This is a genomic window from Candidatus Equadaptatus faecalis (genome assembly GCA_018065065.1).
In the GTDB taxonomy this organism is placed as follows: domain Bacteria; phylum Synergistota; class Synergistia; order Synergistales; family Synergistaceae; genus Equadaptatus; species Equadaptatus faecalis.
The window spans coordinates 17,482-30,183 of the sequence record JAGHTZ010000062.1 but is presented as its reverse complement, the minus strand read 5'-3'; the positions used below and the strand labels follow the sequence as shown (position 1 = coordinate 30,183).

Annotated in this window: 15 protein-coding genes; 12 read left to right on the top strand and 3 right to left on the bottom strand. The window is 49.9% G+C overall.

Annotated elements, in window-relative coordinates; all coding sequences use genetic code 11:
- Positions 1-83 precede the first annotated feature (83 nt).
- The 9 genes from KBS54_05280 to KBS54_05240 all read left to right on the top strand — a co-directional run bounded on the left by KBS54_05280 (position 84) and on the right by KBS54_05240 (position 7,899).
- Positions 84-905, top strand: a complete 822-nt coding sequence (locus KBS54_05280; protein ID MBQ0055535.1) for an Mrp/NBP35 family ATP-binding protein — start codon at positions 84-86, stop codon at positions 903-905.
- A gap of 25 nt (positions 906-930) precedes the next feature.
- Positions 931-1,719 (top strand): fumarylacetoacetate hydrolase family protein, encoded by a 789-nt coding sequence (locus KBS54_05275; GenBank protein ID MBQ0055534.1) that lies wholly within the window; start codon positions 931-933, stop codon positions 1,717-1,719.
- Between the two features lie 117 nt (positions 1,720-1,836).
- Complete coding sequence (locus KBS54_05270; protein ID MBQ0055533.1) at positions 1,837-2,625, top strand: ABC transporter ATP-binding protein; 789 nt, start codon at positions 1,837-1,839, stop codon at positions 2,623-2,625.
- Positions 2,622-3,599, top strand: a complete 978-nt coding sequence (locus KBS54_05265; GenBank protein MBQ0055532.1) for an iron ABC transporter permease — start codon at positions 2,622-2,624, stop codon at positions 3,597-3,599. The genes KBS54_05270 and KBS54_05265 overlap by 4 nt, the downstream gene beginning before the upstream one ends.
- A 334-nt stretch (positions 3,600-3,933) precedes the next feature.
- Positions 3,934-4,548 (top strand): MotA/TolQ/ExbB proton channel family protein, encoded by a 615-nt coding sequence (locus KBS54_05260; protein ID MBQ0055531.1) that lies wholly within the window; start codon positions 3,934-3,936, stop codon positions 4,546-4,548.
- Positions 4,538-4,918 carry a biopolymer transporter ExbD gene (locus KBS54_05255; GenBank protein MBQ0055530.1) on the top strand — a complete coding sequence of 127 codons (381 nt, stop codon included), beginning with the start codon at positions 4,538-4,540 and terminating at the stop codon, positions 4,916-4,918. Before KBS54_05260 ends, KBS54_05255 begins: the two co-directional genes overlap by 11 nt.
- Positions 4,918-5,577, top strand: a complete 660-nt coding sequence (locus tag KBS54_05250) for an energy transducer TonB (GenBank protein MBQ0055529.1) — start codon at positions 4,918-4,920, stop codon at positions 5,575-5,577. Before KBS54_05255 ends, KBS54_05250 begins: the two co-directional genes overlap by 1 nt.
- Before the next feature lie 15 nt (positions 5,578-5,592).
- Entirely contained in the window at positions 5,593-7,428 is a 1,836-nt protein-coding gene (gene pepF, locus KBS54_05245; protein MBQ0055528.1) for an oligoendopeptidase F, read from the top strand.
- A gap of 87 nt (positions 7,429-7,515) precedes the next feature.
- Positions 7,516-7,899 (top strand): hypothetical protein, encoded by a 384-nt coding sequence (locus tag KBS54_05240; protein ID MBQ0055527.1) that lies wholly within the window; start codon positions 7,516-7,518, stop codon positions 7,897-7,899.
- A 54-nt stretch (positions 7,900-7,953) separates the two neighbouring features.
- On the opposite strand, the gene KBS54_05235 is transcribed toward KBS54_05240, so the two are convergent.
- Genes KBS54_05235 through KBS54_05225 form a run of 3 tightly spaced genes read right to left on the bottom strand, consistent with a single transcriptional unit; the run spans position 7,954 to position 10,012 of the window.
- Complete coding sequence (locus tag KBS54_05235; GenBank protein MBQ0055526.1) at positions 7,954-8,538, bottom strand: chromate transporter; 585 nt, start codon at positions 8,536-8,538, stop codon at positions 7,954-7,956.
- Complete coding sequence (locus KBS54_05230; GenBank protein ID MBQ0055525.1) at positions 8,517-9,095, bottom strand: chromate transporter; 579 nt, start codon at positions 9,093-9,095, stop codon at positions 8,517-8,519. The genes KBS54_05235 and KBS54_05230 overlap by 22 nt, the downstream gene beginning before the upstream one ends.
- Before the next feature lie 2 nt (positions 9,096-9,097).
- On the bottom strand, positions 9,098-10,012 hold the full coding sequence (locus KBS54_05225; GenBank protein ID MBQ0055524.1) for an AEC family transporter: 915 nt from the start codon (positions 10,010-10,012) through the stop codon (positions 9,098-9,100).
- 78 nt (positions 10,013-10,090) lie between these two features.
- On the opposite strand from KBS54_05225, the gene KBS54_05220 reads away from it, so the two are divergent.
- From KBS54_05220 to KBS54_05210, 3 genes are all read left to right on the top strand, one after another.
- A complete protein-coding gene (locus tag KBS54_05220) occupies positions 10,091-10,981 on the top strand; it encodes an MBL fold metallo-hydrolase (GenBank protein ID MBQ0055523.1) in 891 nt (296 codons plus the stop codon).
- Entirely contained in the window at positions 10,974-11,180 is a 207-nt protein-coding gene (locus tag KBS54_05215) for a DUF3006 domain-containing protein (protein ID MBQ0055522.1), read from the top strand. Before KBS54_05220 ends, KBS54_05215 begins: the two co-directional genes overlap by 8 nt.
- A gap of 72 nt (positions 11,181-11,252) precedes the next feature.
- Entirely contained in the window at positions 11,253-12,599 is a 1,347-nt protein-coding gene (locus tag KBS54_05210) for an MATE family efflux transporter (protein ID MBQ0055521.1), read from the top strand.
- The last annotated feature ends 103 nt before the right edge of the window (positions 12,600-12,702 follow it).

Genomic DNA, 12,702 nt, shown 5'->3' with positions numbered 1-12,702 from the left:
TTTTTTTCTGCCGTTGGGGGAGTAAATATGCAATATTTGTTGTAAAATATGTGCGGACAGATATTTTTTAATGAGGTGACGTTATGGGTTGTTCTCACGATTGTTCAAGTTGCTCTGAAAATTGCAGCGACAGAAAAGAAAAGTTTGATTTCAGCGTTCCGGCGCACAATTTAAGCACCGTGGGCAAGGTTATCGGTATCGTCAGCGGCAAGGGCGGCGTAGGCAAGTCGCTTGTAACTTCGCTGCTTGCTTCAACGCTTCAGCGCAGAGGCAGCGAGTGCGCGATTCTTGACGCGGATATTACAGGCCCTTCAATTCCCAAGATGTTCGGCATTTCCGAGAGGGCTTCGTCAAACGGCGAGGGTATTCTTCCCGTTGTTTCCCGCAGCGGCGTGCAGCTTATGTCGATAAATCTTGTTATGGAAGACCCTGCGGCGCCCGTTGTCTGGAGAGGCCCCGCAATCGCCGAGGTTGTGAAGCAGTTCTGGGGCGACGTTATCTGGACGGGCGTTGATTATATGTTCGTGGATATGCCTCCGGGGACGGGAGACGTGCCTTTGACTGTTTTCCAGTCGCTTCCGGTTGACGGAATTATTATCGTTTCTTCGCCGCAGGATCTTGTTTCCCTGATTGTCGAGAAGGCTGTGCGCATGGCGGAGCTTATGAAGATTCCCGTGCTAGGAATTGTTGAGAATATGAGCTACATCGAGTGCCCCGACTGCGGAAAGAAAATCAGCATTTTCGGAGAGAGCAGGGTTGAGGAGACTGCCGCAAAGCACGGTTTTGAGCTGCTCGGAAAAATTCCTGTGGATCCCCGCATAGCTCAGCTCTGCGATGCCGGCGACATAGAAAAATATAACGGCAGCCAGCTTGACAGGGCTGTTGAGGTTTTGGAGAAGTTATAGGCTGATGACGGGAGCCTTGAGTAAAATGAAGACGGAAGAAAACGTAAAATTTTGCAGATTCTGGGTGGACGGTCACAATTATTCGGGCAGAATCCGCGGCGAGTCGGTGGATATCGTCGAGGGTGACCCTTTCACGAAGATGGACGACGTAAGAATCAGTTTCCCGATTGACAGGGTTAAGTTTCTTGCGCCGTTTACTCCCAAGAAAATCTGGGCTGTCGGTCTGAATTACAGGGAGCATCTTACGGAGTTTAAGGATATGAGTTTTGAAGCCCCTGCGGAGCCTGTAATTTTCACGAAGACTATGAATTCGCTTTGCGGCCCCTCGGATTTTATCCGTATTCCTTCCTGGGCAGGCAGAATAGATTACGAGGGCGAGCTTGCGGTAGTCATCGGCGAGGGCGGAAAGAATATCGCCGTTGAGGACGCGCTTGACCACGTGCTCGGCTATTCGATTATGAACGACGTTACGGCGCGTGACCTTCAGAAGTCCGACAATCAGTGGACAAGGGCTAAGTCTTTTGATACCTTTGCGCCTTTTGGCCCTGTTTTGCTGCTTGCGAAAGAGATGCCGGCTGATACCGGAATCCGCACGAGGCTGAACGGTAAGGTTGTTCAGGAAGCGGTGCTTGAGCAGATGATTTTCAGCGTTGCCCAGATTATTTCGCACATCAGCCGTTTTGCAACGCTTGAGCAGGGCGACGTTATTGCAACAGGCACTCCGAAAGGCGTAGGCGCAATCAAGCCCGGCGACGTTGTTGAAGTTGAAATAGACGGAATAGGCGTTTTGAGAAACGTCTGCGGAATAGAGTAAAGACAATTACCAATTACGAATTACCAACTACCAATTGAGGAGGGCTTGCTCCGACACCACAATTGGTGATTGGTGCTTGGTAACCGGTAATTAGTAATTATCGTTGGAGCAAAACGAATGACGACTGTTATTGAAGCGAAAAATCTGTCGCTGAAAATCGGGGACAGGCAGATATTGAACAGTCTTGACCTTTCTGTGGAGAAGGGCGCTTTTGTCTGCATAATAGGGCCAAACGGCGCCGGAAAAAGCAGTTTGCTTTCCTGTCTCGGCGGGCTTGTCAAAGGCTGCGGCGGCGAGGTGCTGCTTGAGGGAAAGCCGCTTGCTTCCATGAGCAGCAGGGAAGCGGCAAGGCATATTGCATGGCTTCATCAGTCGGGCTCTGAGCTGCTGCCTTTTACCGTGCGTCAGTTTGTGGCGCTTTCACGCTATCCGTGGCACAGCTCTTTCAGCGGGGCTGTTAAGGAGGACGAAGAAGCTGTGGAACGTGCGCTTGTTTCGGCGAACGTTGTTTCGCTTGCAGACAGGAAGCTGGACACGCTTTCCGGCGGAGAACGGCAGAGGGCTCTGCTTGCGGCTGCCCTTGCGCAGGGAACGGATATACTGTTTCTTGACGAGCCTGCAAGCTTTCTGGATTACAAATATCAGGAAGAAATGCTTGCTGTTGTCGAGAAAATCAACAAGGAACAGGGAATTACGGTGGTCTGCGTGACGCACGACGTTAATTTCGCGCTGCATTGCGCCGGCAAGATTTTTGCCGTTAAGGACGGCTCGCTTTTGTGGAGCGGAAACAGGGAAGAACTGCTTGAACAGAATATTTTGGAGCAGCTTTTCGAGACGCGCTTCACGTTTTTCAAAACGGACGGAAATGAGCTTGCCTGCGTTGTTCCTGAGGGGCTTCTGATATGAAGAAGGGCGCTTTTTTCCTGCTGTTTTTGTTTTCTGCCGCTGTTTTGCTTTTTGCGCCGTTCTGCGGGGTTGAAAATATTCCGTCGTCAGCCGTTCTGCACAGAAGCAGTCCAATGCTTTGCAAAATATTCTGGGAGCTGCGTGTTCCCCGCGTTTTGCTCGGCTGGATAACGGGGGCGACGCTTGCAGTCTGCGGCATGCTTTTTCAGGCGCTTTTCAGAAACGACCTTGCTTCGCCGGATATGCTCGGAATTTCTTCCGGAGCCGCATTCGGCGCTGTAACCTATATACGTTTGGGAGCGGAGTTTTCGCTTTTCGGAATATTTTCGGGAATTTCGGCGGCGGCTTTTGCAGGCTCGCTGCTTGCGACTTTTGCGATTTATGCCGCGGGAAACGTGAAAAAGCACAGCATGAGCAGCGCTTCGCTGCTGCTTGCAGGCATTGCGGTCAGCTATTTGCTGTCAAGCCTGAATATGATTATGCAGTACAGCGGAAGCTACATAGACTCTTTCCGTGCGCTGCGCTGGTCTATGGGCGGGCTTGAAACCGTCGGTTTCAGTCAGGTTCTTACAACGCTTCCCGCACTGCTTCTGATTGTTTTCACCGCATTTTACGCCGCGCCTGAACTTGACCTTTTTGTCTGCGGCGAGAAGCTTGCGGCAAGCAGGGGCGTCAGCGTCGGAAAGCTGCGCAGGGCGCTTTTCCTTGCAGTTTCGTTTGTTATCGCAGTCAACGTTTCCGTATGCGGCCCTGTTGGTTTTATAGGTTTGCTTTCGCCGCATATCTGCAGGCGTTTTGCAGGCAGCGCACACAGACCGCTGACTTTGGCATCGGTATTTTTCGGCGGCGCGTTCCTGGTGCTCTGCGATACTGCGGCAAGAGTGCTTTGGGCGCCTTCGGAGGTGCCTGTGGGAATTCTTACGGCTTTTACTGGGTCATTGTTCTTCCTTTGGCTGCTGGTGAGGGAAAGATAATTACCAGTGACCAAAATACGATGAATAATGCAGAATGAATAATGAAGAATGGAAAAGAATAAGATAGAAGCTAAAAGCGATAAGCAATAAGCGATAAGCATTAAGCAAAAGGCAAAAAGCTGGAAACAATAAGCTGAAAGCAAAAAAGTTCGTCTTGCTGCGCGAAGTGCAGCGAAGGCGCAGCATCCAGCGGCGTTACGCGAGTGAAACGAGCGTTCCTGGTGGTTTTTCATTCGTCATTTGCTTGTGCCCCGTACAGGGGTATAATTCGTCATTCGTAATTTGAGCGAAGCAGCTATCATATAGCGAACAACGACTAACGGAGGTAGATGTCATGTACGAATATATGCAGCAGGGCGGACATATTATGTGGGTTATTTTCGCAATGTCCGTTATTGCTTTGGCGGTTACCATTGAACGGCTGATATTTTTCAGGGAAAATTCGACAGACGCGGAGGCTTTGGAGCTTGCGTTCGGCGAAGCCATGTTTAAGTGCGACAGGGACAATGCGTACCGTGTCGTGAGTGAAAAGAAAAGTTCTCTGCACAGGGTTTTCCTCGCGGCGTACACGCACTGGGAAATAGACAATGAGGAAATAAAACTGCTTGTGGAACAGCAGGTGCGCCGTGAAATTTACCGCTGGGAAAAGCATTTGTGGCTGCTTGAGCTTGTTGCCAGACTGTCTCCGCTGCTTGGGCTTCTTGGCACTGTTTTGGGTATGGTGGAGATGTTCCATTCCCTCAATCTCGGAGGACAGATAACTGGGGCAGCGGTTACGGGCGGCATTTACAAGGCTTTGTTCACGACCGTTGCCGGTCTTGTTGCCGCTATTCCGTTTATTTTTATTCACGGAATGCTTGTTTCGCGTATCGACAGCGAGGAAGAAACGCTTAACCGCGGCGCGGATTTTATAATTATGGAGCATATTATACGGACAAATGAGAAATAAACGCAGACGCCTGGCAGACGTTGACATCACGCCGCTTATAGACATGATGTTCATGCTGATTATATTTTTCGTGCTGACTTCTTCGTTTGTCAACGGGAAGCTGAGCGTTGAGCTGCCTACGGGAGAAGCGGCGCCGAATGCTGAATCGGCGGTTACCGTTTCGGTGCTTGCCGACGGGAGCGTGCAGTGGGACGGAAAAAACGTCTCCATGCAGGAGCTTGCATGGCTGGCGCACAAATCACAGCTGAAAGACGTGCTTGTCGCCGGTGACAAATCAGCAAATTACGGCAGGGTCGCAGAGGTGCTTGCGCTGCTGAAGCGCGAGGGCGTTTCTTCTGCAGGGCTGCTTATGCAGAACGGGGAGAAATAGTGGCTGCCGTATGCGGAATAAAGAAAAAATGGCTGTATGCAGCTGCCGGAAGCATTCTGCTTCACGGGCTGCTTTTTGCCTGTCTGCCTGCTTTTGAGCGCACAGCGCAGCACGGGGACAAAGTTGTTGTCCGCCTTGTGGAAAGACGCGAAATTAAGGCCGCGCAGAGCCCTGCTGTCAAAGAACACAGCGTGTCTCAGGAAAAAAAGCAGACGGCAAAACAGCCGGAGAAACCTGCCTTAAAGCAGGAACAGCCTGTCAAAACCGCGGATTACGCTCCGGTGGAAGCTGAGGCTTCGCCCGTTTCAGACAGCGGAAATTATGGCGGCTCTTCCGTTTCTGCCGCTGAAAATTCCGGCGCGTCAGGAGGCGGAAACGAAAACGGCGGACAGAGCGGTATTTTGGACGTTGACGCGCTTGTAATAACCAAAAAGATTTTGCCCGTGTACCCCTCTTTTTCCAGAAAAAGAAGGGAAGAGGGAACGGTGGTTCTGCTTATAAAGGTCGTCAACGATGCCGTAATGGAGTGCGGAGTTGAAAAATCGAGCGGTTATCCGAGGCTTGACGAAGCGGCAAAGCGTGCCGTTTCAGGATGGAAATTTTCAAACAGCGGAAGCGTCAGGGCAAGAGTGCCCGTAAGTTTTAAACTGGTAGATTAAAGAGGTGCCTGTAACGTGAAAGAAAAATCCAACGCAAAACTTGAATTAAAGCTCGGCGGAGGCAGCGTGCTTCCGAAAAGGGAAGATATACCTAAGGAATATTGCTGGAAGCTTGAGGATATTTACGACGGTTTGAAAGCGTGGGAAAAGGACTGTGAAGCAGTCAGAAAGGCAATACCTGTGCTGGGCAGCTTTTCAGGCAGGCTTGACTCCGTTGAAAACCTTGCGAAATTTTTTGCCGAGCGCGACAAAACTGAAATTACTCTCGGCAGGCTTATTGTCTACGCAAACATGCGCAGCCATGAAGATACGGCGGATTCCGCCTGTCAGGCTCCCGTGAACAAAATATCCGCGCTTTCCGTGCAGTACGGAGCGGCTTTGAGCTTTGTCACGCCGGAACTGCTTTCTCTGCCTGAAAAAACGCTGAAACAGTTTGCAGCGGACAAAAGACTGAAAGATTACGCCTTCAGCCTCAAAGAGCTGCTCAGGCAGAAAAAACACGTGCTGTCGGCAAAAGAGGAGAGCATACTGGCGCGCACGGGCGATTTCGCCGACACGGCGGACAACGCTTTTTCCATGCTTACAAACGCGGATATGAAATTTGACCCCGTGAAAAACGAGTCGGGCAAAACGGTTGAAATGTCCGAGGAACGCGCGGTCGCTTTCCTGCGTTCGAGAAACCGCGGCGTGCGCAGACAGGCGTTCAATTCGCTTTACAAGCCGTACTGTGAAATGAAAAACACGCTCGGCGCAACCTTTAACGGAATGCTGAAAGCGGCAAAATTTTATGCGGAAGTAAGAAACTATTCTTCGCCGCTGGAAGCGGCGCTTGACGCAAACAACGTCCCCGTCAGCGTCTACGACTGTCTCGTTGACACGGTGGAAAGCAGTCTGCAGCCGATGTACCGTTACATGCAGCTGCGCAAAAAGAAGCTCAGGCTCAAAGAACTTCACATGTATGATTTGTACACGCCGCTGCTTGCAGACCCGTTCGGCGAAATTTCATGGAGCGAAGCGAAGGAAATGATGTTTGACGCGCTGCAGCCGCTCGGCGAAGCCTATCTGGCTCAGGTGAGGCAGGGGCTTGATGAAGGCTGGGCAGACGTTTTCCCGAACAAAGGCAAGCGCAGCGGGGCATATTCCTGGGGAAGCTACGGGACACATCCGTACCTTTTCCTTAATCACACGAACAGCCTGAACGACGTCTCAACTCTTGTCCACGAGATGGGACATTCAATGCACAGCTTCTATTCGCACAAAACGCAGCCCTATCCGACTGCCGATTACTGCATATTCACCGCTGAGGTGGCTTCCACTACGAACGAGGTGCTGCTGCTCGATCATCTTATTGCGGAAACGAAGAGCCGGCGCAAGAAGCTTTTCCTTCTCAACAGAAGACTGGAAAATATACGCACTACAGTCTACCGCCAGACGATGTTTGCTTCGTTTGAACGCGAAGTGCACAAACGCGCTGCGGAATGCGGCGACACAACGCCTGACGCTTTGCAGCAGTTTTGGTACGAGCTTAACAGAAAATATTACGGATCTGAAATAATCATAGACGAACAGCTCAAAATGGAATGGGCGAGAATACCGCATTTCTACACGCCGTTCTACGTCTATCAGTATGCGACAGGCTATTCGGCGGCAACAGCGCTGGCTTATGCAATACTGAACGAAGGAAGCGCGGCGCGCGAACGCTATCTGAAATTCCTTACGGAGGGCGGAAGCAATTACCCGATAGAGCTTCTTAAAGCCGCCGGCGCTGACATGAACAGCGCTGAGCCTGTCAAAGCTGTTATAAAACAGTTTGAAAAGACTGTTGAAGAAATGGAAGATTTGCTTAAGTAATTTGTGCATTTGGGTTATATGTGTGATAGAATAACTCCCGTGCATAAAGAAGCTGCGCAAACATACTTGTGGAAGGGAGGCAGAATGATGCTCGAGAAACTTAAAGACACCTGTATATGCAAACTGGTAATAGCCGTATCAACTGCCATTATTGCTCTTGTTCTGCTTTGCAGCTGGATCGGAAGCTGCAGAAAATACGACTACGCGGTAATGTTCTCCGAAAACGCGGTTGTTACGCTTCAGCAGATCAAAGCTGAAAAATGGGAGATCGTCAACGCCCGCTGGGCAGCAGACCGCCGCGGCGTTTGGAACTATGAATTCATAGTCCGCAAACCTGCTCCGTTTTTCGGAATCGGCAAAAAGAAACAGGCAGCACAGCCTGTACCCGCGCCTGCTCCGCAGCAGCCCGCACCTGCACAGCCAGCTCCGGCACCTGCACAGCCAGTTCCGGCGCCCGCACCTGCAAAATAAGGCTGATTTAAAAATAAAAATCCCTGCGTATGCAGGGATTTTTTGTTATCTGCTCTAAAGAAACAGTATCCCGAAAACAGCCCCGAAAACTATCGCAAGCACAGGATGCATTTTTAATTTGAAAAGTCCGAAAACAGCAAGCAGATAGAATACGGCGTTTTTCCAGTAAAACAGATCGCAGAGCCGGTGAGTGAGTCCGAATTTTTCGGTGCTGAGCAGTGAATAGATAAAAATCTGGGCAGCCGCAACGCCTATCATGCCCGTGACTGCGGGGCGGAGTCCTTTAAAACATGCCTTGACAAGCGGTTTATCCTGAAAACGGCTGAAATAGATTGCGATAGTCAGGGCGATAATGACCGAAGGAAATACTGTTCCTATACTTGTCACCAGCGCGCCGAATATGCCGTGAAGTTTATAGCCTATGTAGGTCGCCATGTTTATTCCCATAGGCCCGGGCGTAGACTCTGAAACTGCAATCATGTTGATGAATTCATGCAGCGAAATCAGTCCGCGTTTTGCGATAATTTCCTGCTGCATAATAGGGATTGCGACAAGCCCGCCTCCTATTGTGAGAAGTCCTACGTAAGCAAAAACCCAAAAAAGCGCCCAAAGAGACATCAGCGTATCAGCTCCTTCCATCCGCCGCGGCAGCACGTGTAAACAATACCGGCAAGTGTACCGAACAGAATAATCCAAAGAGTGTTCACCTTAAAGAAGAACAGCATGACAAAAGCGGAGGCGGCAAGCAGAATGCCGAAAAAGTCCTTGACAGTCTTTTTGCCGAAATTGACAACCGTGTAGGTAAGCATTGCCGCAACACCGACGTTGATACCCGAAAGTGCTTTCTGGATAATGGGAATACTGCTGAAATTTTCAAGACAGGCGGCAATAATCGTAATCACAATCACTGAAGGAGTTATTGTCGCAAGAGGCGCAACAATGCCGCCTATTTTGCCTGCGCGTCTGTAGCCCAGGAAAATCGAAACATTTGCGGCAATAAGCCCCGGCAGAGACTGGCTGAGCGTGAAGTAATCAAGCAGTTCTTCCGAGGTTGTCCAGTTTCTTTTTACGACCAGTTCGCGGTCGAGTATCGGAAGCATCGCCATACCTCCGCCGAAAGTGACGGCTCCTATCTTGAAAAAGACAAGCCACAGCTCGGCAAGTGTTTTGAAATCATATTTTTTTTCGTTTTCCATTTCTATTTCCCCAGACCTAAAAGCATTACCCATACGGGTATCGCGAGCATTGCAAAAACCGTTGTTGAAGCGACGACCTTTGCCGTGTATTTTTCGTCCATGCCCATTCCCTTTGCCAGCACGAAACAATTAACTGCCGCCGGCATTGAAGTCAGAAGCACGGTAACGGTTGAAAGCAGCGGAGAAACGTTAAACAGCCGCGTGAAAAACAGCATGACCGACGGCGCCAGCACGAAACGCAGCAGACTGTCGCCCCACGTTTCCGAGAAAAGCTTCAGCGTATTTTCAAGACTGTCGAGCTTCAGCGAAGCGCCGAGAGCAAGCAGCGCGATTGCTGTTGCCGAATCGCCGAGCATTTTTACTGCCCGCTCAAGCGGAGTCCAAACCGTAAGACCGGTCATTGAATAAGCAATGCCGGCGGCGCAGGAAAGCACGAGAGGATTTTTCAGCAAACTGAAAAGAATTTTTTTGACGTTCTCTGCGGAAAGACGTCCCCGCATTGCAAACTCCGCGCCGGATATTGAAATTATGTGGAAAGACATAACAGTTACGGCGATATAAACAGACGCCTGCTGAATGCCTGCCTCCCCGAGCGCCATCAGAACAACGGGAAAGCCCACGTACAGATTGTTCGCGCGTATGGAAGCCATAATCGAAGCCGCAATTTTTCGGGGTTCCCCCCTGTGAAAAATCAGGGAAGAGGTAAGCCACGAAACAACTGCGGTTGTCAGATAGGCAAAAGTTGCTGCCCGAAACAGGCTGCCGTTGCTTAAAATCTCATGCCCTGAAACGAAGCTTGTCCAAAAAAGCAGCGCGGGAAGCACAACCCAGTAGAGAAGCTTTGTTAAAGTCTGAACTCCTTCGTCAGATAAAAAATTGTATCTGTAAAGCAGATTTCCGATTATAATTAACAGCATAAGCGGAAGAATCAGTTTAAAGCCGAACAGCATATTCATCACCCGCAGATAGTATAAACCCTTTGAGGAGGGATACAAGTGGCAGAAAGAAGAAAAAGCAGAAATATTTTGTGCCTGTTTCTCATGACGGCGGCGTTTTTCCTTTTTATTCAGAGCCAGAGCCTCGGAAAAAACAAAACGGCTGAAATCGGCAGCGCGGACATGCTGCGTTACTACGCTGTCAGCGTCGGGCAGGGCGACTGCACGTTTTTTGCATTCCCTGACGGGCAGAACATGATGATTGATGCGGGCACCCCGAAAAGCTACGGCGCGATAAAAGCATTTCTCAAAGAACACGGCGTAAAGCAGATAGACCTTTTCGTCGCCACGCACCCGCACTCCGACCACATAGGCTCTGCCTGCAAAATAATTAGAAATTTTAACGTCAAAGAAGTGTGGGACAGCGGATACGTATCAGGCTCAAAATATCAGAAAGATTTGTACGGCGCAATAAAAGCGGACAAAAAAATTGCGTTCAAAGTGCCGACTGCCGGTCACGTCAGGAACTTCGGAAACGTCTCTGTCAAGGTTCTTGCGCCTGTTCGGATTCTCAAAGGCACGAACAGCGACGCAAACAACAACAGCATAGTAATGCTTGTTGCGTACGGTGACGTAAGTTTTCTTATGACGGGCGACATGGAGCGTCCTGAACGCGATACGTTCAACATTCCGCGTGCAGCGGTGCTTAAAGCCGCGCATCACGGAAGCAGGGACGGAACAAACAAATGGCTGCTGAACCGTGTCCGTCCGAAAATCATAACGTTCAGCTACGGTGCGGGAAACGGGTACGGACATCCGCACAAAGAAGCGGTAAAGGCGGTAAAAGCCTTTAACCTGATACGGTTTGATACCGTTGACGGTACCGTATGCCTCGCAACTGACGGACGCCGGATAAAATACAACGAAAAACAGGTGGTTTCAGGTGAATAAAATTTTTCTCGATTCAATTAACGGAAGCAAAGCGCGGCTGATATTCAAGGACGAAGAATTTGTCCTGCCTGCGAAACTGCTTCCCAAAACCGCAAAAGAAGGGGACTGGCTGACGGTTTCCTTTGAAATTGACGGCGGAAAGACGTCAGCGGCAAAAAAAGAATGTGAAAAACTGCTGGCTGAGTTGCAAAAGCGTTAATTTGCCGGCAAAGTGGTAGAATATAAAACAAACGTTTCACGGGCAGGCGCGTAAATCATGACCGAAGCGGCAATGCAGGAAAACAGAATGGGCTATATGCCGGAAGGAAGCCTTTTATTGAGGCTTTCTCTTCCCATAATGTTTTCAATGTGCGTTCAGGCGCTGTACAACGTTGTTGACAGCCTCTTTGTCGCGAGGCTAAGCGAAGACGCGCTGACAGCCGTTTCGCTTGCGTTCCCGATACTGAACGTTTTTCACGCGATTTCGATAGGCACAGCCTCAGGTATTAACGCGCTGCTGTCAAAGCGGCTCGGCGAGAAAAATCAGCGCGCGGTCAATTTTGCGGCAGGCAACGGAATTTTGACGTGGCTGCTTACCGGAGTGATTGCCTTTGTGACGGCACTGACCTGCACGCGCTTTTTCTACGAAACACAGCTCGGGCAGAGCGCGATTACTGAACTCGGCGTTGATTACACCACAATTCTTCTGCTTTTTGCGGTGTTTCCTGCCGGCGCCATCACCTTTGAAAGACTGCTTATTTCAACGGGAAAGAGTTTTTACTCGATGCTTGCACAGGCAGGCGGCTCCATTGTCAACATGATTTTTGACCCCATAATGATATTCGGGCTTTTCGGCTGTCCCGCAATGGGAATAAAAGGCGCTGCTCTGGCAACCGTTATGGGACAGGCACTGCAAATGGGGATAGCAATTTATTTCAACCTGACGAAAAACAGGGAAATAAACTTCAGCTTAAAATATTTTCATCCCGACGTGCCGACGATTAAATCAATATACGCGGTCGGCATCCCCGTCTCCGTAATGTGCTCAATAGGCTCGTTCATGGTCTTCGGCTTCAACAAAATCCTGCTTGCCTACTCATCAACGGCGGCGGCAGTTCTCGGCGTATATTTCAAACTGCAGAGCTTTATATTCATGCCGATATTCGGGCTCAATCAGGGAATGATACCGATAATAGCCTACAACTACGGCGCGCGGAAACCTGAAAGAATGCTCCGCACGCTCAAACTTGCAGTCTGCACCGCGGTAAGCGTAATGTTCTGCGGACTTCTGCTCTTTGAATTTGCCGCGCCGCAGCTTCTGAAAATGTTTGCCGCGTCCGACAACATGCTTGCAATAGGGACGATTGCCCTCCGCAAAATAGGAATACATTTTCCGCTTGCCGGAGCCTGCATAGTAATCGGGGGATTTTTTCAGGCGCTCGGCGACGCGTGGATGAGCATGATAAACTCAATCACGCGCCAGCTTGTATTCCTGCTTCCGTCAGCCTTTATTCTCTCGCTGCTTTATGGGCTGAACGCAGTCTGGTGGGCATTTGCCATCGCTGAAATTGCCTCGCTTGCGCTGACAGTCGGTTTCCTGAAAATGGCGTATGCGAGGAGAGTCGCGGGACTAAAATAAGACCAAAAAGCAATTACGGTAAAAACCAATTACTATAAAATACAATTACAAAAAGAAACAATTACTGAAATACAATGAATAATGCAGAATGAATAATGAAGAA

Excerpts from the sequence above, each read along its gene's own strand:
- KBS54_05235 (MBQ0055526.1), bottom strand. The coding sequence starts at position 8,538 with ATGGAAGGAGCTGATACGCTGATGTCTCTTTGGGCGCTTTTTTGGGTT.
- KBS54_05275 (MBQ0055534.1), top strand. The coding sequence starts at position 931 with ATGAAGACGGAAGAAAACGTAAAATTTTGCAGATTCTGGGTGGACGGT.
- KBS54_05225 (MBQ0055524.1), bottom strand. The coding sequence starts at position 10,012 with ATGCTGTTAATTATAATCGGAAATCTGCTTTACAGATACAATTTTTTA.
- KBS54_05270 (MBQ0055533.1), top strand. The coding sequence starts at position 1,837 with ATGACGACTGTTATTGAAGCGAAAAATCTGTCGCTGAAAATCGGGGAC.
- KBS54_05265 (MBQ0055532.1), top strand. The coding sequence starts at position 2,622 with ATGAAGAAGGGCGCTTTTTTCCTGCTGTTTTTGTTTTCTGCCGCTGTT.
- KBS54_05255 (MBQ0055530.1), top strand. The coding sequence starts at position 4,538 with ATGAGAAATAAACGCAGACGCCTGGCAGACGTTGACATCACGCCGCTT.
- KBS54_05210 (MBQ0055521.1), top strand. The coding sequence starts at position 11,253 with ATGCAGGAAAACAGAATGGGCTATATGCCGGAAGGAAGCCTTTTATTG.
- KBS54_05260 (MBQ0055531.1), top strand. The coding sequence starts at position 3,934 with ATGTACGAATATATGCAGCAGGGCGGACATATTATGTGGGTTATTTTC.
- KBS54_05230 (MBQ0055525.1), bottom strand. The coding sequence starts at position 9,095 with ATGGAAAACGAAAAAAAATATGATTTCAAAACACTTGCCGAGCTGTGG.
- KBS54_05280 (MBQ0055535.1), top strand. The coding sequence starts at position 84 with ATGGGTTGTTCTCACGATTGTTCAAGTTGCTCTGAAAATTGCAGCGAC.
- KBS54_05240 (MBQ0055527.1), top strand. The coding sequence starts at position 7,516 with ATGCTCGAGAAACTTAAAGACACCTGTATATGCAAACTGGTAATAGCC.